Source organism: Mycolicibacterium anyangense (assembly GCF_010731855.1).
GTDB lineage: Bacteria > Actinomycetota > Actinomycetes > Mycobacteriales > Mycobacteriaceae > Mycobacterium > Mycobacterium anyangense.
In genome coordinates, this window is record NZ_AP022620.1 from 2575016 (window position 1) to 2594674 (window position 19659).

The window sequence follows — 19659 nt, forward strand, 5'->3', positions numbered from 1 at the left end:
AGCTTCGCCGGTGAGAACCAGGCGCATTCCCGCGCTGCTGATCCTGGCGTCGGCCTTCCTGGCCGCCGGCGCCAACGGCATCTCGATGGTGGCCTTCCCCTGGCTGGTGCTGCAACGCACCGGTAGCGCGGTGGACGCCTCGATCGTCGCCGGAGCCGCCACCCTGCCGTTGCTGGTGGCCACCCTGATCGCCGGGACGGCCGTCGACTTCCTGGGCCGGCGCCGCGTCGCCATCCTCTCCGATGCCTTGTCCGCGGCATCGGTGGCCGCGATCCCGGTGCTGGCGATCACGGCCGGTACCGGGTCGCTGACGACGGTGGTGCTGGCCGGGCTGGCCGCGCTGGGCTCGCTGTTCGACCCGGCCGGGATGACGGCACGCCAGTCGATGCTGCCGGAGGCGGCGGCCCGCGCCCAGTGGACCCTGGACCACACCAACAGCGTCTACGAAGCGGTGTTCAACCTCGCCTATATCACCGGCCCGGGCGTCGGCGGTCTGTTCATCGCCACGCTCGGCGGCGTGAACACGATGTGGGTCACCGCGGCGTTCTTCGGATTGTCGATCCTGGCGATGGCAGTGCTGCGGCTCGAGGGTGCCGGTCGGCCGGCCCGCGAGACCCGTCCCGACGGCGTGGTGTCGGGGATGGTCGAAGGCCTGAAGTTCGTCTGGCACACCCGGGTGCTGCGCACGCTGGGCCTGATCGACCTGGCGGTCACCGGCATGTACCTGCCGATGGAGAGCGTGCTGTTCCCCAAGTACTTCACCGACCGCAACGAGCCGGCCCAGCTGGGCTGGGTGCTGATGGCGCTGTCGATCGGTGGTCTGGTGGGGGCACTGAGTTGGACGGTGCTGTCCCGGATCGCCAGCAAGCGCACCACGGTGCTGACCGCGGTGCTGACGTTCGGCCTGGCCGTGCTGGTGATCGCGTTCCTGCCGCCGCTGCCGGTGATCCTGTCGTCGGCCGCGCTGGTGGGTCTGGTCTACGGGCCGATCGGGCCGATCTACAACTCGGTGATGCAGACCAGGACACCGGAGTACCTGCGCGGCCGGGTGGTCGGGGTGATGACGTCGATGGCCTATGCGGCCGGCCCGGTCGGCTTCATGCTCGCCGGACCACTGGTCGACGCATTCGGCCTGAAGGTGACCTTCCTGGTGCTGGCTGTGCCGATCCTCATGATCGGCCTGACGTGTCCCTGGGTACCGGCCCTGAAGGACCTCGACGACGAGTCCGGCGAACCTAAGATGGCGTAATGGCAAGCCCCCTGACCGATCTGGCCGCGCAACTCCCCGACGGCATGGTCGTCACCGATCCCGACATCGTGGGCTCCTACCGCCACGACCGGGCCGCCGACCCGTCGGCGGGTACTGCGCTGGCCGTCGTCCGGCCCACCCGCACCGAGGAGGTGCAGACCGTCCTACGTTGGGCCAGCGCGCATCGCATCGCGGTGATCCCGCGCGGGGCGGGCACCGGCCTGTCCGGTGGGGCGACGGCGGTCGACGGCGGGATCGTGCTCTCGACGGAGAAGATGCGCGACATCACCGTCGACCCGACGACCCGCACCGCGGTGGTCCAGCCGGGACTACTCAACGCCGAGGTGAAGAAAGCCGTCGCCGAGCACGGCCTGTGGTACCCACCGGATCCGTCGTCCTACGAGATCTGCAGCATCGGCGGCAACATCGCCACCAACGCCGGCGGCCTGTGCTGCGTGAAGTACGGTGTGACAACCGATTACGTGCTGGGCTTGCAGGTGGTGCTGGCCGACGGCACCGCCGTGCGATTGGGCGGCCCTCGACTGAAAGACGTTGCAGGGCTGTCGCTGACGAAACTGTTCGTCGGTAGCGAGGGCACGTTGGGAGTGGTCACCGAGGTGACCTTGCGGCTGCTACCGCCGCAGCATTCGCCGTGCACCGTGGTCGCAACATTCGACTCAGTGGAGGCCGCCATGAACGGGGTGGTCGCGGTAACGGCCCGGATCCGGCCCTCGATGCTGGAGTTCATGGACTCGGTGGCCATCAACGCCGTCGAGGACAAGCTCAAGATGGGCCTGGACCGTTCGGCGGGGGCGATCTTGGTGGCAGCCTCCGACGACCGCGGCGCCGCCGGTGCCGAGGATGTCGATTTCATGGCCCGGGTGTTCACCGAAGCCGGTGCCACCGAATGCTTTTCGACGTCAGACCCGGAGGAGGGTGAGGCCTTCGTCGCGGCCCGCCGCTTCGCGATTCCTGCGGTGGAAGCCAAGGGCGCGCTGCTACTCGAGGATGTCGGGGTGCCGCTGCCCGCGCTGGCCGAGCTGGTCGGCGGGGTGGCCAAGATCGCCGCTGACCGGGATGTGATGATCTCGGTGATCGCTCACGCCGGCGACGGCAACACTCATCCGCTGATCGTCTACAACCCCAACGATGCCGCGATGGCCGAGCGGGCCCACCTCGCCTTCGGCGAGATCATGGACCTCGCTGTGTCACTGGGCGGCACCATCACCGGCGAGCATGGCGTTGGCCGCCTCAAGAAGCCTTGGCTGGCAGGACAACTCGGGCCGGAGGCGATGGAGCTGAACCGCCGGATCAAGGCCGCCCTGGACCCGGACGGGATCCTCAACCCGGGCGCGGTGGTCTAGCCTCTCGCCGGCTTGCTCACCTGCGCGCTCACAGATCTGACGCACCACCGTCGACCAGGAGTTCGGTGCCGGTCGTGTAGGTGGCGTCAAACCCCAGGAAGAGGATCGCTTTCGCCACTTCCTCGGGCTCGCCGAATCTACCCATGGGGTTGTCGGCCTTGATCTGCTCGAGAAATGCGCGGGCGGCCTCGACCGGCATGGTGCGTTCGAGGATGCCGGTATCGATCGGCCCCGGGGATACCGCGTTCACCCGGATTCCCCGCTCGAGAAGTTCACGGGCGAAGGTCCGTGTCATGGATCGCAATGCCGCTTTGGTCGCCGAATAGACGCTCGTCGTCGCAATCCCCTTCGTGTTGCTCACCGATGTTGTGAGCACGACGGCGCTGCCCACGGGTAGCAGCGGCAGGAACTTCTGCACGGTGAAGAACGGGGCCTTGGCGTTGAGGGCGAAAAGCCGGTCATAGCTGGCCTCCTCGGTGTCCGCGACTGTCGCGGTATCCGTTGCGCCGGCGTTGAGCACCAGCAGGTCGACACCGCCGAGTTCGGCCGCCACCCGGTCGACGAGCGAGTCGATGCCCGAGACGGCATCGCTGTCGACCACCATGGCACCGTCACCCAACTTCGCTCGCGCCGACTCCAGCGACGACGGCGTGCGACCGGTCACCACCACGCGCGCGCCACCGTCGACCAGAAGTGTGGCGGTGGCTAGACCGATGCCGCTCGTCCCTCCGGTGATGACCACCCTTTTGCCCCGGTATTTCCCCTCGCCTGCTGTCACTTTCAGATCTCCTCTCACAGTTGTGACTCGCCGCCGTCGACCACGAGTTCGATTCCCGCGACATAGGTCGCATCGAAGGCCAGGAATGCCACGGCAGGCGCGAACTCATCAGGGTGTCCCCACCGCCGCATCGGGCTGCTCGCCTCGAATTCGGCCTTCAGCGCAGCGGCCTTCTCGGGTGCCTCCTTCTCCAGCTTGCCGGTGTCGATCGAGCCCGGGCTGATCGCGTTGACCCGAATTCCCCTGGGCAGCAGCTCTTTACTGAGCGTCCGGGCCATCGACCGCAGCGCCGCCTTGCTCGCCGAGTACACGCTGAGCGCATCCCAACCGGTCTGGTTCGCGATCGACGTCGTCAGCACCACGCTGCTGCCCTCGGTCAGCAGTGGCGCCAACTTCTGCACCGTGAAGAAGGGGCCTTTGGTGTTGATCGCGAAGACGTCGTCAAAAGTCTGCTCGGTGACGGCGAAGAAGGAATCGAAGCTCCCGATACCTGCGTTGACGACCAAGGCATCGACGGTACCGAAGTCGCTGCGGACGCGGTCGGCGAGTGCGTCGATCGCCGCGAGTGAACGCGCGTCGCTGCGGACCGCAACGCCGCGGTCGCCCAGCTGGCGGGCGGCGTCGTCGAGCGTGTCCTGATTGCGCCCGGTGACCATGACCTGTGCGCCGTGCCGGATCAGATAGCGGGCAGCGGCCAGCCCCAGGCCGCTGCTTCCGCCGGTGATCACCACGCGCTTGCCGTCGTATCTGCTCATGCTGTCGAGTCTTCGGCCGCCGCCGGCGGCTGTCCAAGACCTGTCCGGTACCCCGTCATCCCGAAACGGAATAGCCCCGATTCCAGCCGGGTTGGACGTGGGGTGAACGATCTCGGAGTCGACCTCGAGCTGCGGCTGGTCCGGTACTTCACCGTGGTCGCCCAACATCTGAACTTCAGCCGCGCTGCCACCGAGCTCCAAGTGGCACAGCCCTCCCTGAGCAGGCAGATCCAGCGGTTGGAGCACCGCCTCGGGGTCCGTCTGCTTGACCGCACGCCACAGGGCGCCCTGCTCACCGAAGCCGGCAAGGCGTTTCTTCCCGAGGCGCAGACGCTGCTGCGTGCCGCCCGCCAGGCGGCGCTCACCGCCCGCGCCTACGCCCCCGCCGGCAAGATCGTCATCGGCTACGTCGAAGACCTCATCGTCACGCCCGCTGTCCGGCAATTGCGTCGCCGACACCCGGACGCCGATATCACGACCCGCCATCTGGAATGCCACCAACAGGACGTCTTGATCGACGGACGGGCTGACGCGCTGGTAGCCAGGGCGCCGCTGTTCATCCCGACCGACGGCGTCCGCGTGACCGAGCTCTACGACGAGCCACGCATGCTCGTATTGCCGGCCGATCATCGGCTGGCCGACCGGCCGTCAGTCTCGCTGGAGGACTTCGCCAAAGGCGAGTCGATCATATGCTCGCACGGCGGAACGCGCGTGATCTTCCCGGCCGACTCCTATCAGTCGAGCGATCCGGGGCCGATGTCGGCGGGACCCATCGTCGAAAGCTTCGAGGACAGGCTGGAACTCGTCGCAAGTGGTCAGGCTGTTGCGGTCGTTCCGGTCGGCGACCGCCGCAGCTCGGTGCGCCCGGATCTGGCGTCCGTGCCGCTGGAGGGTTTTCCGCCCAGCAGCGTCGTCGTCGCCACCCGAATCGGCGAGACGAACCCGCTTGTCGCCGAGTTCGTCTCGGCGGCACAGGCTTTGCTCATCGGCACCAACACAGCGCTGGAGTCAGACTGAGTCAGGCGCCCAGTCGGCGAAAAGTGCTGCGATGGAAGACGATCGGCGCGACGTCGTCATGAATGGTGATATCCAGGACCCGCAACACAACAATCGTGTGGTCGCCGGCCGGCACCAGCTGATCGATTGAGCTCCGCAACCACACGCTGGTGCCGTGCACGAACACCGCACCGCTCTCGTGGGAGTGCGTCTCCAGTCCGGCGAACCGGTCACCGGTCTTGGCCGCCAAGGTGCGGGCGGCGCCATCGTGCGACTCGCCGAGCAGGCTGATCCCCAGGGATGGAAGGTCCTTCAGCTTCGGCCACGTCTCTGAATTGTTCTGCACACAGAAACAGACGAGCGGCGGATCCAGGGAGACCGGCACGAACGTGCTGGCCGCCAAGCCGACTCGGACACCATCGACTTCCGCGGCGATAGCGATGACACCCGAAGGGAAATGGCCGAACGCCTGGCGCAGCGAGGCCGGGCTCAGGTCTGCATTGCTCATAACGGTCCCATCTTCGCACACAACGGACTCCGACGGCATAGCTCCCGGGCTGCTCAGACGGGGCAAGCCAGGGCGCCGGTGCTTGTCGTGGTCTGACGGGTCGACAACGTCATGGCGTGCGACTCGGGCAACCCCGCTCGGACCGCGTCCTGTCAAAATCTATCGAACAGTGCTGCCGGATCGTCTGGCAGAGCGGTCGTGCCGCCGCCCCGAGCTGACGTGAGGCGGCTCGGCCCCGATTTGTCTCAGTTAATCAACTAGTTTCGATGAGATCGATGGGCTCGGCGTCTGCTCGCGGAATGACGTCGAGCACTGGCTGCAGGTGTGGGTCGGTGATGTGTCCGTCGATATGGACGCGGCCGCCCCCGCGCTGAGCGAACGTCTCCAACAAAGTCGCAAGCGCGGAGGCGAGGAGCTTCTGGCCTCGGAATGGGGTGGGGTGGATCGTCTCGGCGACGACCTCAATGCCGTCGTGAGCCGGGAAGGCCAGTGCCAAGGCGGCTAGTTGGCCATCAACCCAGGCGCCGACACTTAGCGCGCGATCGGCCTCTGCGACTTCTTGACCCGTTACCCGCATCAACTCGTCGGCGTCGGTGACCGGCGACCAGCCGTGGTGGCTCCACATATAGAGCGCGGCAAATGCCGCCACCACCGTGTCAACGTCCACGTCGGTCAGGTCAGTGCAGTTTGCCCGCGGCTGGGTGGCAGCCCATCGCCGCACCCTGCTCGAGCAGCAGCGACCCGACGCCCTGCCGGCGCCACGGTGGGGCCACCTCGATCGCGCACGGCATGCGCCCGGCGTGGAGCGGGTTGACGACGACGGTCGCAGCACCGATCACTGCGCCAGTGCGGTCGGTGGCGACACGACACCTCCGCCACGAAGGACCCTCCCCATCAGCACCGTGCAAAGCGTGAAATTGTTTCTCCCACAACGGATCTATGGCGGCATCGAGCAGACGATCAATGCCCGATCCATCGCCATTCCGCCACGGTCGCACGTGCACCCAGCCGTCCGTGCCGGTGTGATCACGTTTCGACCTAAGCCGCCGGACCATGGTTCCCACGTGCGTCGTGATCAAGGGCGATGAAGACGTCGTCGAGGACGCAGGGCCGTCCGACGCGCACCGCGGTGGCGCGGGAGCGGTTGTTGTGTCGGTCGATGGTCCCGATGAGCAGGTCGGTGGCCTCGGTGAAACCGCCGTGCGCCCAGGCGCACTGCGCCGAGGTGGCGTACCGGTGCCCGGAGTGTGCCACGCTGATGACTTCTTCGTTGATCTCCTGGCCAGTGATCCAGCCGATCGCGCCGGGGGCCACTGCCAGGACACCAACGGTGTCCGGGTCGCGGGTGATGGCCCACAGCTGATGCCGGGCATGCCAGTCCCGCAGATCCTCCGGTGCCGCCGGAGCCAAGTTGCGCGACAGCACGGGGTCCGTCATCGCGAGTTGGGTGTAGCGGTCGCTGACCATGTCGATGGCCTGTTGGGCGGTGTCAAAGCGTGCCAGCCCGATACGGCCGTCGCTGATGGCCATGTCGGAACAGCGGGCCGCATGGATGGACTTGTCGAGCACGACGCCGCGTCGATCAGCGAGCCGCCCGGGTCGGGTCCGCAGGCGCAGGTAGCGTGCGCTAAACGGTGACCATTCGGCGTACACGCACGCGGCCAGGTCGTCGAGGTCGTCGAAGCTGTGGGCCACGACATCGACGAACGGGCGTCTCACGTCGCGCGAGTAAAACCTGATTCCCCCGAGCAGATCACCGCGTGCGGTGCGAATGTGTCGATGGGCGTAGTCCAGAGAGCTAATTCCGGGCAGATCGACGTGATCAGAAAACGTTCTTGCGAAGTCGCGGTCACCGACGAACCCGGCTTGTTCGGCGAGCCACCTAGTGACCTTGCCCGACCCAGACAACCCGAATAATCGCTCCGCTATCAGAACCTGGTCGCACAGCGACGGCCACTTCTCGACGATGCCCACCACCACAGCATCGGCGCACAGCCGTCTCGAAATCGACCGAATTTCCTGACATCGGCGTCCGGGAAGGATCCGCGTCACACATCGGACTGTCTCACTTTAGAGAGAATGTGGACGGCTCGGATCTCCGTCGTGGTCGTTGTTCCTAATGGGCAAATTCATCAGTGGATTGACAAAATCAACACACTGTCGTAATCATGAAACATGACACCAATTGTGTCTCACGAGGCCGAGGCTCACTTCGAGCTGGCCAGCGCCGATACCTGGGCCGACCCCTGGCCGATGTACCGTGCCCTGCGCGATTACGACCCGGTCCACCACGTCGTCCCGCACCACCCCGAACAGGACTACTGGGTGCTCTCCCGGCACGAGGACGTCTGGGCCGCAGCGCGCGATCACCAGACGTTCTCCTCAGCGGCGGGCCTCACCGTCAATTATGGCGAACTGGAACTGATTGGGCTGCAAGACAATCCACCGATGGTCATGCAGGACCCGCCGGTCCACACCGAGTTCCGCAAGCTGGTCGCCCGCGGCTTCACCCCGCGCCAGGTCGAGGCCGTCGAACCGAAGGTGCGCGAGTTCGTGATCGAGCGCATCGAGCGGCTGCGGGACGCCGGCGGCGGGGACATCGTCACCGAATTGTTCAAGCCGTTGCCGTCGATGGTCGTCGCGCACTACCTCGGCGTGCCCGACGAAGACCGCGACCAGTTCGACGGCTGGACCGATGCCATCGTGGCGGCCAACGCCAGCGGATTTGGAGCACTGGGCTCGGTCGGAGACGCCATCGGTTCGATGATGGCGTACTTCGCCCAGCTCATCGAGCGGCGCCGCCGCGAACCGGGCGACGACACCGTCTCGCACCTGGTGGCCGCCGGGGTCGGCGCCGACGGTGATATCGCCGGGACACTCTCGATGCTGGCCTTCACCTTCACCATGGTCACCGGCGGCAACGACACCACCACCGGAATGCTCGGCGGCGCAGTGCAACTGCTCGATGCGCGCCCCGATCAGCGCCGCCTGCTCGTCGAGCGGCCCGACCTGATCCCCGACGCCGTCGATGAGTTCCTGCGGCTCACCTCACCGGTGCAGGGCTTGGCCCGCACCGTCACCCGCGACGTCGAGTTGCACGGCAAGACCATCCCCGCGGGGCGAAAGGTGCTGCTGCTCTACGGCTCGGCCAACCGCGACGAACGTCAGTACGGCGTCGATGCCGGCGAGCTCGACGTGCTACGACGTCCGCGCAACATCCTGACCTTCAGCCACGGCGCGCACCACTGCCTGGGTGCTGCTGCCGCGCGGATGCAAGCGCGGGTGGCGCTGACCGAATTGCTGTCGCGCTGCCCGGATTACGAGATCGACACGGCCGGCGTGGTGTGGGCGGGCGGCAGCTACGTTCGCCGACCGCTGGCGGTGCCATTCCGGGTGGCGCACTGATGGCCGGCAAGGACTGGCTGAGCGCCCGACGTGCCGAGGTGGCGTCCGACCGGATACTCGACGCCGCAGGCAAGCTGTTCACCGACACCGACGTATCCAGTGTCGGCATGCACGAGATCGCCCGCGCGGCAGGCTGTTCCAGGGCCACCCTGTACCGCTACTTCGAGAACCGCGAAGCGCTGCATGCCGCTTACGTGCATCGCGAGGCCTACCGGCTGTACCAGCAGATGGGTGAACTCATCGACGGCATCGAGGACCCGCGCGAGCGTCTGGTCGCCGGGCTTACCGCCTCGCTGCGGCTGGTGCGCGAAAGCCCGCCGCTGTCAGCGTGGTTCACCACGACCGGCTCGCCCATCGGTGCGGAGATGGCCGACCAGTCCGAGGTGATCCAGGCGCTGAGTTCGGCGTTCCTGCTGTCGCTGCGGCCCGACGAACCCGATGTGGTGCAGCGCCGCGCCCGCTGGCTGGTACGGGTACTCACCTCACTGCTGATCTTTCCAGGCCGCGATCCGGACGACGAGCGCGCCATGCTCGAGGAGTTCGTGGTACCGCTCGTATGCCCAACCCATGTGTCACAACGTCCCAGCCACACGACGGGTGTTCGTGCGCCGAGTTAAGACCCGGCAAGCACATACAGCGGCTCAGCGAGAGGCGGATTCGCTGTCGGTCAGCAATGTCGCAGACGGCCAGCGGCCCGCAACTACCGCCGCCCGGACGACGCCGGTCAGCTGCACGGCAACTGCTTGAACGGGTGGCGGCATCCAGCTCCCGCGCTGCAGACCCAGTACCACGGTTCGGACGATCTCCGGCGCGCCCAGCGGGGCTCCGCTGAGCCGCCCGGCGGCTACGTCGGCGGCCACGCCGGCCGCCGGCAGAACCGTCCATCCTCGACCTGCCTGCACGAGTTGCTTCTGCACAACCATCGAATTCGTTTCAGCGACCACTGCGCTCTGGTGCATCGGCAGGACATCGGCCTGATCTATCAACTCCCGTAGCCCATGTCCGGCAATGGGCAAGACCAGCGGATGACGCAGCATCTCGTCCCACGAAACAGGTTGGCTGGCGTCGAGTTCTGCATGCGGCGGTCCAACCGCCCATAGTCGTTCTCGCAGAATAGGGGTGACCGCGAGGGACTGGGTGCTCGCCAATCCGTATAGCAGCGAGACGTCGATGTCGCCGTCGTCCAACCACTGCTGCAGATGACCGGAGTAACCACACAAGACCCTCAATCCGATGCCGGGATACCGGTCCGCCACCGCAGCGGCGAGAGGTTGGAGAACGATGTCGACGACGCTCTCCAAGATGCCCACCGTGACCGTCCCCGTAACACCTCCCGGGTCTGGGTGGAGTTCAGCGCGGGCCCGCTCGACTTCGTTGATGGCGCGACGGGCGCGGGCGACCAGTTTGTCGCCTGCCGCTGTGAGCACCATGCCGTGCCGCGTACGTTCGAAGAGCGTCACTCCGAGTTCGTCCTCGAGAGTGCGGATCTGGCGGGTAACCGCGGGCTGGACCAGATGGAGTAGCCGGGCTGCCTTTGTCACGCTGCCCGCATCGGCGACCGTCACGACTGCCGCGAGTTGCTTCAGATCCACGGCGGACCCTGAGGTATTCGACGTCGCAATGGGCCCATCAAGAAATGTTAATTCTCATTTCCATATATCAGCAAGCATGATGGTGGCACGACAGTCCGGGCCGGCTGGCGAGCACAGCGCATCCCGTTGTCCAGGGTCCGACTCTGATGCGGCGCCCGGCGACTCTTCACCGCCACGGTCGGTCGCCCGCTGCACATCCGAGCGCCACCCATCGACCGATCGAGGAAACATCAATGCTGCCACTAGACGGAATCACCGTCCTATCGCTTGAGCATGCCGTGGCCGCACCCTTTGCCTCTCGGCAACTGGCCGACCTGGGCGCACGGGTCATCAAGATCGAGCGTCCCGGTGGCGGCGACTTCGCCAGGCATTACGACGAAGCGGTGAACGGCCTGTCAAGCTATTTCGTCTGGCTGAACCGGTCCAAGGAGTCGGTGGAACTCGACGTCAAAACCGACTCGGGCCGCGAGGTATTGCACGAACTCGCCGATCGCGCCGATGTCGTGATCCAGAATCTCGGCCCAGGGGCGGCCGATCGGTTGGGGCTAGGCGCGGACCGATTGCGAGCCCGCGACCCACGCAAGATCGTCGTGAACATCACCGGCTGGGGATCGGATGGGCCTTGGCAGGACCGGAAGGCCTACGACCTGTTGGTGCAGTGCGAGACCGGACTGCTGTCATTGACCGGCACGCCCGACGACGTCGTTAAGGTGGGCGTGTCCATCGCCGACATCGCAGCAGGCATGTACGCATTCAGTGCGACCTTGGCTGCTCTGTTTCAGCGGGAGGTGACCGGCGAAGGCGCCTCGATTGAAATCTCACTGTTCGAAGCCCTGGCCGAGTGGGTGGGCCAGCCCGCCCACTTCACCGCTGGCGCCGGCCGTCAGCCGGGGAGATTCGGAGCTCAGCACGCCACGATTGCGCCGTACGGCCCGTACGTCGCCGACGACGACCACACCCTGTTCATCGCCATCCAAAACGAACCGGAGTGGGAGCGGTTCTGTGATGTCGTCCTGGGCCGCCCGGAGTTGGCTCGGGATGTTCGCTTCGCATCAAACTCTCTGCGCGTTGCCAACCGTGATCTGCTCAACCCCATCATCACCAGCATCTTCGGTCAGAATCGATCGTCTGAGCTGGTATCACGTCTGAACATCGCTCGAGTCGCTTACGCCGGGGTGAACACCGTCGCGGAGTTGTTGGAGCACCCCGTGTTGTCGGGTCGCGACAGATGGCGGGAAGTCAGCACGGAGGCCGGACCGATTCGCGCGCTGCTGCCGCCGATGAACCTCGGCGCCGAAGCGCGGATGGGCGATGTTCCAGCGCTGGGGCAACACACTGCGCAGATACTGGACGAGCTTGGGCGCGACCCGATCACTGGAGTGAAGGTAACGAATCCTAGTACGTCCTTGGAGATTTGACGCTACGCCGCGTGATAACCGCCGACCCGCGCGATCGCACTCAATCGCCTCGCGAGAGCAGCGGTGCAACTTTGGTGCAAATGGTGTTGATGTTGGCCATGACCACGTCTTCCGGCATACCTCCAATGGAGGCCCAGAAGAAGATGGTGCCGACCGGTGCGTCACCAACCTTGTCCAGCAAGGCTTTTGCAACAGTCTCGGGAGTTCCGTAGGTGAAGCCCCCAAGCGGGCCACTGCGCTGCTCGTTCACGAGCCTGTCCACGTCGACGGGCCGCGGCGCCGGCTGACCGGTGCCCTCCACCATGTGCCTGCGATACGAGTTGAGTTGATGAGCCAAGTGTTCAGACACCATCGGCCAGTCCCGCTCGGGGTCTTCGGTGGCCCACGCTTGACACCCCCCACTCATCCTCGCCGACGACAACGAGTGGCCGCCCTCGGAAAGCCCCTCGGCGTACGGCGCCCACAGGGCACCATCGGCCGACAGCAGCCCTTCACCGAGCAGGCCTGCCCGCCGAGCCCCCTGGGGGCCCTGGTAGCCCATCCAGATCGGCAGCGGATCTTGGACCGGCACAGGCCGAATACCGCCCGGGCCCCACAGCTTTCGCAGTTCGCGGGTGGTGTCGTCGGTTCTGCCGTACTTGCGCTCCAACGTGGTCCCGTAGAGCTCGAACTCTGGAATTCGATAGCCGGTGCCCAACCCGAGATCGAGTCGACCATTGGAGATCAGGTCGACGGCAGCGCTCTGTTCCGCAATTTCGACCGGGTGATGGATGGGTGCGATGACGATCGCGGTTCCGATCCTCGGCCGAACCGTTCGCGCAGCGGCCGCCGCCGCAAGCGTCAACGGATTCGACAGATAGTCGTCTTCGAAAAGGTGGTGCTCGGAAAACCACAGCGAGTCCGCGCCGAGATGCTCCGCTTCCTCGCACGCCTCTAGAACGAAGCCGTAAAGTCTGGCCGGATCCTGCCGCCACTGCTGCGGGTTACGCACATCGAAGTAGACACCGACCTTGATCCCTTCCCGCTGTGGTGATGCATCAGTGTCGGCGACCATAGAACTCTCCCTGTTGCGAAACCGTCGATAGAACCCGATACCGCGCCGGCGAGCAGCGGTGACCTGTCAGCTGCTTGGTGAACCGAGCGCATTGACCCCCAGAGTGGATGCCCGGGGCCACAGACGCGTTGCACGACGTCAGCACCGACCAACCACACTATACGGCGTACAAGGGGCTGTAAATGCCGGAATCCCATCCGGACCCGGAATCCCGCCCACCTGCCCAGAGTGGCGCCAACCACCCGCATCCCAGGGATGATCCGACCGACCAGTGGTCATCGAATACCATTGAGTCCTCAGTTTCCAACGACGGGGTGACCGATTACTGCAGATGATGCCGTTCGCGGTGGCCAGCCGGCTCGAAGTCGGCGCGGCAAGCCGCCGACGCTTACCGAGGACCAGATCGTCTCCGCGGCGTTGTCGATCATTCGCGCGGAGGGACTGGAGTCGCTGTCGATGCGTCGGCTGTCCCGCGAGCTCGACCGCTCTGCCATGGCGCCGTACTGGTACGTGAACGACAAGCGGGAACTACTCGAACTGGTCGCCAAGAAGCTCCTGTCCGAGGTTCGGATACCCCTGCCAGACTCCGGCCCTTGGGATGAGCGTCTTCGCGAGGTTCTGAACGGCATCGACGCATGCCTGCACGACCATCCCAGCGTCGCTGTCGTGCTACTGGAGCGCATGACCAGGACCGACCAACGGCTGATGACCGGGATCATGGATATCCTCAGAAGCGCCGGATTCGAAGGCGCACAGGTGTTCCTGTGCTACGCGATGATCCACACCTATCTCTTCGGCCGCTACCAAGTGGTCAGCATCCAGGAAGACTTCACGCCTGCCGAGACCGCAGATCTGGGAGACACCCTCGAAGATCTGTTGCCGTCTCTGAACGGGCTGCGCGGCCGCGACTTCTTTTCGTTCGGTGTCGACACCATCATCGCCGGGCTCAAGGCCCGACTGGCCGACCGCCCGGTGTCGGCCGAACCTGCGAAGGCTTCCGCACGCAAGAAGCCATCTCGTGGCTCTACGCCGCAGACCCCCCGCGGCTAGCTACGCGAATTCGGCTGCAATCAACGTCGAATCAACTGACTGATACTCCTATACATTGTAAGTTGCAATGGACTGGTAGTCAGCCATCCAGGTCATAACGAAAGGTCTCTCGACGATGAAATTAAGCCTTGACCGGTCAAAGTGCGTGGGCCACGCCATGTGCAACGCTGTTGATCCGGAACTGTTTCCATTGGACGATTCGGGATACTCGACCGTCGAACCGTATGAAGTGAAAGCTGAAGATCTTGCGACAGTGGAGGCCGGTGTCGGCGCTTGCCCGGAGAAGGCACTGATTCTGGAAGACAGCTGACGGACCGGCATCGACCAGACGTTGAGTTGTAGGAAAATCAGCCGCGGGCCAAAGGCCCGCGGCTGATTTCGTCCGTAATGCCGAACGAGCGCAGCGGCGCCGTCAAGTCATCCCGCCGACCGACACACCCTCACCGTCGTTGGGTGCGCCACGACCTCGCGCAGCTTGATCAGGCCGGTGTCGCGCAACGCGATCCGTCCCCTAAATATCAGCCAGATCAGTTGTTTGGCAACGGTTCTGGCCGGATAACTGACCCTCGTCGACATCCGAACGGGATCAGCGCTCCGCCGAGATGAGGTCAGCAGCGCGCCAGGCCATTGCCATCGCCGGCGCGTTGAGGTTGCCGGACACCATGGTGGGCATGACGGAGCAGTCCATCACTCGCAGATTCTGCACTCCACGAACACGCAGCGCAGAGTCGACAACGTCATCGTCCGCCGGGCCCATCGCACAGGTGCCCACCGCGTGGTAGCCGCAGTAGCCGTAGTCCAATGCAGCATCAATGATGCCCTGGTCCGAATCGACCTCGCCACCGGGCCGTGTTTCACAGACAATCTCGTCTGCGATCGGTGACTGCTCGAAGATGGTGCGCATCTTGCGGAACATCTTCGTGATGATGTCGCGATCATGCTGGGTATCAAAGAAATTGGGATCGATATCAAGATCGGCGTTGGGATCTCGCGAGGTGATGGTCAGTGACCCTTCGCTGTCAGGGCGCAGGATGAAGCCGATGGCCTGAATGCCTGGCAACCGCTCGACGCCGACATCTTCACCTGGCATGAGGGGCTTGGCCGAGAATGGTGCCATCAATATCTGTGCGTCGGGCCGCGCCAATCCGGGGTCAGTCTTGAAGAAGCCCACCGAATCGTAGGCAGAGGTGGACATCGGCCCTCGGTGGGTAGCGAAATACTTGAGTCCGCTGACAGCCTGGGACATCGGTGTAGCCAGCGCCTTGTTGTATCCACCTTCGCGCTTGAGTCGATACTGGATCGCGACACAGCGGTGCTCGCGCATCCGCCGCCCGACATTCGGGCTGTCGGCACGGACGTCGATACCTAGCTTACGCAGCGTGGCGGAATCACCAATACCCGACAGCTGCAGAAGCTTTGGCGTGGAGATCCCACCTAGTGCGAGAATGATCTCGCGGTTGGCCCGAAACTCGGTCCGGCCTGATTTGGTCGACGCCTCGACACCAACGGCCTTGTCACCCTCGAACAAGATCTGACGGGCCGTGGTATTGACTGCCACGGTCAGATTCGGACGTTGTCTGATGGGCCGCAGGAAGGCGTGGGCGGCGCTGACACGTCGGCCGTTCCAGATGTTGCGGACTGCGGGACCAACCCGCTCTTCGTCACTGCTGTTGAGGTCAGCGGGTGTTGACATGCCCAACCGTGCGGCCGACTCGACGAACTGACGACACAACTCGGGGAAGTAGGGATCGACGGATACACCAAGCGGTCCCCCAACCCCGCGAGTTACCGACGCCCCGAGGGCATGGTTTTCGATCTGCTTGTAGATGGGAAGGATGTCCGCCCAGCCCCACTCGGGATTTCCCAGCTCGACCAGCGCGTCGAAATCAGCAGCGCTGCCGCGGTTGTAGATCATTCCGTTGACGGCACTTGAACCACCAAGAGTGCGTCCACGCACCCAATGCTCAACGTTGCCGGAAGGCCCAATCGGGCGCACCGGGAAGTGCCAGGCCAGCTTGGGGTGTCCCACAAGCTTTCCAAAACCCTTGGGAATACGGATCATCGGACTGACGTCCCTGGGTCCTGCCTCGATGAGCAGAACGCGGATCCGCGGGTCCACGGACAGCCGGTTCGCCAGCACACAGCCGGCCGATCCGGCCCCGACGATGACGTAGTCGAAATCGCTCATATGATCTGAAGCCTCGCAATCAGGGTAAAGAAGCGGGTAGTTCGAGATGCCGGCACGGCACATTGTGATGTCATGGCCCGTTCCCCTCGGGCAAGACCGGGGCACACACCTCAGTTGCTACGGGTGGTTCCGCCTGGGTAGCCGCCGCCACCAAAGGTCGCGTCCAGCAGTGCGTAATCCTTCGCACCCGCAGAGGTTCGCGGTAGTTCGTCGACGAACTCGACGAACTTCGGCTTCTTGTAGGAAGCGATGTGTGCGCGGCAGTGCTCGATGACCCCCTCCACCGTGACTTCGGTCCCAGCCTCACGGACGACGATGGCTTTGACCGACTGGACGAACTTCTGGTCGGGGACGCCGATGATGGCAGCCTCTTTGACTCCCGCACAGCTCTCGATGCACTTCTCCACCTCGGCCGGATAGATGTTCTCGACGCCGGACTTGATCAGTTGTGTCTTGGGTCCGATGAAGCTGATGACACCATCGGGTTCCCTGCGGCCCAAATCATTCGTCCGCCAACCACCGCTACGCGTGCGCTCGGCATTGATCGCCTCTCGATTCCAGTAGCCCGCGTGGACAAGCGGACCGGAGAACTCGATCTCGCCGGTCTCGCCTACCGGAACCTCATTGCCGGCCTCATCGAGAATCCGCACCCGGGTCCAAGGAGAAGGCCTGCCTGCCGTCGACACGCCTTCACGGCCGCCATAGCCGGCAAAACAGTTGAAGCCGGTGACCTCCGTCTGGCCGTACCCTCCGGTGAAGAACTTCGATGGCGCAAACTGCACCATGTCGGTCCATCCCGGGATCGGAATCGGTGAGCGGAAGCAGGATAGGTCGAAGCGGCCGCCGGAATTGAGTTCGAGAATCTTCAGAATTGTTGGCGGCAAGACGAATCCATCCACGCACCGTTCGCGGTCGATCAACTCCATGATCTCTTGCGGATCCGCCTGGCGGGCGAAGACATTCGTGCCCCCGATATGGAAAGTCGCGATCGTGAACATCAACGAACCGATATGGAAGAGCGGTCCGCAGTTCAGGTAGATATGGTCCGGTTCGATGCCGCCGAGCAGGAAGAGATTGGCGTCCTGTGTCATCAGGCCCAATTGGGTCAGCATCGAGGCATTCGGATGCCCGTCGAACGCGGCGGTATACAGCAGCACCAACGGTTGGCGGACATCAACGTCTCCATCCGCTGCGCGCTGGGCCGAACCGGCAGCAGCCAGGAGGCCTTCATAATCCCCTGCACCCTCACCGTCGTGCTGAACCCACAGGGCATCGAAGGTCAGCATCGTCCGGGCAGCACGAACGGTCTCACCGATGGCCTCTTGCTGCCACACGATCATCTTGGGCGTCAGATCCCCCACCACGAAGGCAAACTCGTCGGCCGACTGACGCCAGTTGATCGGGCACACCATCGACCCGATGCGGGCGCAGGCGAGGATCAGTTCGAACAGTCGATGGCAATTCTGTCCCATCCACAGGACCCGGTCCCCCTGTTCTATACCGGCTCCGCGCAGGACCTGACTCAACCGGGAGACCCTGTCCTCGAGCTGACTGTAGGTGTAGCGGTGTTCGCCACAGACGACAGCCGTCTTGTCCGGGTAGGTACGCCGGTGTTCATCGAGGACATCGCTCAATGTCAAGTGATGCATGAATGCTCCGCTATGAGTGAGAAGTAGCACTTGCTGGACGCGACTATACAGTGTCCTCTATTCCTTTTTAAGGCCCCCCGGGTGAGCGCCCGAACCAGCTCAGCGGCGGCGTACTCCAGCATTCGGTGTCCCGCGCATCGTATGATTTGTGCCTTCGCTGGCTGCGTATCGAGGACTTTGGGGAGAGATTCATGGCGTCTACCGCACGGCGGGCGGGCGTCGCCAGGGGTACCCACAGCTCGGAAAAGCTCGCACAGCAAACTGCCCGCAAGATCGAGACCGACATCGTTCGACAACGCTGGCCCCTTGGCCGGTGCCTGGGCTCCGAGGCAGATCTCAGGGAACGCTTCGGGGTGAGCAGAGCCGTCCTGCGGGAGGCCGTCCGTCTACTCGAACACCATCAGGTGGCCACCATGCGGCGCGGGCCGTCCGGTGGTCTGTTCGTCCGCTCGCCGGATCCCGACAGTGCGACGCGTGCGCTGATCATCTACCTCGAACGAGTCGGCACGACGTTGCCCGATCTGGTCTCGGCCAGGCTATTGCTGGAGTCGCTCGCGGTGGAACTGGCCGTCGCCCGACTCGACGAGGAAGGTATCCGGCAACTGCGGGAGGCGCTCGACCAGGAAGCTCAATTCCGAGCCTCGTCCGGGATGTCGGCGCCCTACCTACATCAGGCCATCGGCGGCCTCTCCAACAATCCGGCGTTGGAGTTGTTCATCAACATGCTGACGGCACTCACCGAGCGGTACTCCAGGGCGGCATCCACCCATACGCCGGCCGCTCATCGACGTTCCGCAGATATGGCGAGGCATGCCCACGTCGCAATCAGCGAGGCCATGATCGCCGGCGATGTCTCGGTGGCCCAACATCGCATCCGGAAGCACATCGAGGCCATCGCCGACTGGTTGACCGGCCAGTCGCAGCAGCTTTCGGCTGCCGACGAGCCAGAGCACAGCAGTGTCGCGCCCACCGCAAAGTTGGCCGAGGTGGTAGCCGAACAAGTGCGCCGCGACATCGCCAAGCAAGGCCTCAACGCCGGTGACCTGCTGGGTTCTGAGCGCGACCTACAGGTCGACTACGACGTGAGTAGGTCGGTCTTTCGAGAAGCCGTCCGGCTGCTGGAGTATCACTCGATAGCGGTGATGCGACGTGGCCCGGGCGGGGGGCTCGTGGTTGCCGAACCGGATCCCCAAGCGGCAATCGAGACGATGGGCCTTTATCTCGACTACAAGGGGATCCGTGTCGAGGACCTTCGAATACTGCGCGAGACGCTTGAACTCGGCTGTGTTGACCATGTCGCCAAACTCATCGACGACGAGGTGGTCTACGAGCGCCTACGGGCTTCCCTAGAGGTGGACACGTCGACCCCGGAGGGCGAGGTCCTGGAACGCAGCCGGACTTTTCACACCGAGCTCGCCGACCTCAGTGCCAACCCGGTCCTGAGCGTGTTCTTGAGAGTGTTGATGGAGGTGTGGGTGCGGCACAGTGCCGCGTTGCCCGCCGACCCGGGTGCGCAGAGCGGCCCGTTCGCACCCCAGATCGAAGCCATCCACGGCGCGATCGTCGATGCGATCCTGGCCGGCGACTCCGCTCTGGCCAAGCATCGAATGCGCCGCCACCTCGAGGCCCTGACGGATGTCTGGCGGCCCTGAA

Annotated in this window: 19 protein-coding genes; 9 read left to right on the forward strand and 10 right to left on the reverse strand. The window is 64.6% G+C overall.

Annotated features, from left to right (window positions below):
* Positions 1-10: 10 nt before the first annotated feature.
* Positions 11-1249 (forward strand): multidrug efflux MFS transporter Tap, encoded by a 1239-nt coding sequence (locus G6N35_RS11960; RefSeq protein ID WP_163804446.1) that lies wholly within the window; start codon positions 11-13, stop codon positions 1247-1249.
* The gene (locus tag G6N35_RS11965; protein ID WP_163804447.1) at positions 1249-2613 is read left to right on the forward strand and encodes an FAD-binding oxidoreductase; all 1365 of its coding nucleotides are present in this window, start codon (positions 1249-1251) and stop codon (positions 2611-2613) included. The genes G6N35_RS11960 and G6N35_RS11965 overlap by 1 nt, the downstream gene beginning before the upstream one ends.
* Before the next feature lie 28 nt (positions 2614-2641).
* On the opposite strand, the gene G6N35_RS11970 is transcribed toward G6N35_RS11965, so the two are convergent.
* Complete coding sequence (locus G6N35_RS11970; RefSeq protein WP_163804448.1) at positions 2642-3391, reverse strand: SDR family oxidoreductase; 750 nt, start codon at positions 3389-3391, stop codon at positions 2642-2644.
* A gap of 14 nt (positions 3392-3405) precedes the next feature.
* Positions 3406-4146, reverse strand: a complete 741-nt coding sequence (locus G6N35_RS11975; RefSeq protein ID WP_163804449.1) for an SDR family oxidoreductase — start codon at positions 4144-4146, stop codon at positions 3406-3408.
* A 102-nt stretch (positions 4147-4248) separates the two neighbouring features.
* Between G6N35_RS11975 and G6N35_RS11980 the strand changes: the two genes are divergently transcribed.
* Positions 4249-5163: a LysR family transcriptional regulator gene (locus G6N35_RS11980; protein WP_163804450.1), complete on the forward strand. Its 915-nt coding sequence runs from the start codon at positions 4249-4251 to the stop codon at positions 5161-5163.
* A gap of 1 nt (position 5164) precedes the next feature.
* Here the strand turns inward: G6N35_RS11980 and G6N35_RS11985 are convergent, their stop codons facing one another.
* The 4 genes from G6N35_RS11985 to G6N35_RS12000 form a co-directional block, all read right to left on the reverse strand.
* Entirely contained in the window at positions 5165-5650 is a 486-nt protein-coding gene (locus tag G6N35_RS11985; RefSeq protein ID WP_163804451.1) for a flavin reductase family protein, read from the reverse strand.
* A gap of 253 nt (positions 5651-5903) precedes the next feature.
* Positions 5904-6317 (reverse strand): hypothetical protein, encoded by a 414-nt coding sequence (locus G6N35_RS11990; protein ID WP_163804452.1) that lies wholly within the window; start codon positions 6315-6317, stop codon positions 5904-5906.
* A gap of 10 nt (positions 6318-6327) precedes the next feature.
* Complete coding sequence (locus tag G6N35_RS11995) at positions 6328-6489, reverse strand: hypothetical protein (protein ID WP_163804453.1); 162 nt, start codon at positions 6487-6489, stop codon at positions 6328-6330.
* 199 nt (positions 6490-6688) lie between these two features.
* Positions 6689-7369, reverse strand: a complete 681-nt coding sequence (locus G6N35_RS12000; protein WP_163804454.1) for a hypothetical protein — start codon at positions 7367-7369, stop codon at positions 6689-6691.
* A gap of 456 nt (positions 7370-7825) precedes the next feature.
* Here G6N35_RS12000 and G6N35_RS12005 point away from each other — a divergent pair, with 456 nt between their 5' ends.
* Together G6N35_RS12005 and G6N35_RS12010 are read left to right on the forward strand one after the other, a co-directional pair.
* Complete coding sequence (locus tag G6N35_RS12005; protein ID WP_163804455.1) at positions 7826-9055, forward strand: cytochrome P450; 1230 nt, start codon at positions 7826-7828, stop codon at positions 9053-9055.
* The gene (locus G6N35_RS12010) at positions 9055-9672 is read left to right on the forward strand and encodes a TetR/AcrR family transcriptional regulator (protein WP_163804456.1); all 618 of its coding nucleotides are present in this window, start codon (positions 9055-9057) and stop codon (positions 9670-9672) included. The genes G6N35_RS12005 and G6N35_RS12010 overlap by 1 nt, the downstream gene beginning before the upstream one ends.
* A gap of 24 nt (positions 9673-9696) precedes the next feature.
* On the opposite strand, the gene G6N35_RS12015 is transcribed toward G6N35_RS12010, so the two are convergent.
* On the reverse strand, positions 9697-10647 hold the full coding sequence (locus tag G6N35_RS12015) for a LysR family transcriptional regulator (RefSeq protein WP_163804457.1): 951 nt from the start codon (positions 10645-10647) through the stop codon (positions 9697-9699).
* Positions 10648-10880: 233 nt separating this feature from the next.
* Here G6N35_RS12015 and G6N35_RS12020 point away from each other — a divergent pair, with 233 nt between their 5' ends.
* Positions 10881-12065: a CaiB/BaiF CoA transferase family protein gene (locus tag G6N35_RS12020; protein ID WP_179967347.1), complete on the forward strand. Its 1185-nt coding sequence runs from the start codon at positions 10881-10883 to the stop codon at positions 12063-12065.
* A gap of 40 nt (positions 12066-12105) precedes the next feature.
* On the opposite strand, the gene G6N35_RS12025 is transcribed toward G6N35_RS12020, so the two are convergent.
* Positions 12106-13119 carry an LLM class flavin-dependent oxidoreductase gene (locus G6N35_RS12025; RefSeq protein ID WP_246224288.1) on the reverse strand — a complete coding sequence of 338 codons (1014 nt, stop codon included), beginning with the start codon at positions 13117-13119 and terminating at the stop codon, positions 12106-12108.
* A 456-nt stretch (positions 13120-13575) separates the two neighbouring features.
* Here G6N35_RS12025 and G6N35_RS12030 point away from each other — a divergent pair, with 456 nt between their 5' ends.
* Together G6N35_RS12030 and G6N35_RS12035 are read left to right on the forward strand one after the other, a co-directional pair.
* Entirely contained in the window at positions 13576-14169 is a 594-nt protein-coding gene (locus tag G6N35_RS12030) for a TetR/AcrR family transcriptional regulator C-terminal domain-containing protein (RefSeq protein ID WP_163804458.1), read from the forward strand.
* Between the two features lie 115 nt (positions 14170-14284).
* A complete protein-coding gene (locus G6N35_RS12035; RefSeq protein ID WP_163804459.1) occupies positions 14285-14479 on the forward strand; it encodes a ferredoxin in 195 nt (64 codons plus the stop codon).
* A 276-nt stretch (positions 14480-14755) separates the two neighbouring features.
* Here G6N35_RS12035 and G6N35_RS12040 read toward each other — a convergent pair whose 3' ends face one another.
* Positions 14756-16357 (reverse strand): GMC family oxidoreductase, encoded by a 1602-nt coding sequence (locus G6N35_RS12040; RefSeq protein ID WP_163804460.1) that lies wholly within the window; start codon positions 16355-16357, stop codon positions 14756-14758.
* 110 nt (positions 16358-16467) lie between these two features.
* A complete protein-coding gene (locus tag G6N35_RS12045) occupies positions 16468-18006 on the reverse strand; it encodes an AMP-binding protein (RefSeq protein WP_163804461.1) in 1539 nt (512 codons plus the stop codon).
* Positions 18007-18197: 191 nt separating this feature from the next.
* Here G6N35_RS12045 and G6N35_RS12050 point away from each other — a divergent pair, with 191 nt between their 5' ends.
* Entirely contained in the window at positions 18198-19658 is a 1461-nt protein-coding gene (locus G6N35_RS12050; RefSeq protein ID WP_163804462.1) for a FadR/GntR family transcriptional regulator, read from the forward strand.
* Position 19659 lies beyond the last annotated feature (1 nt).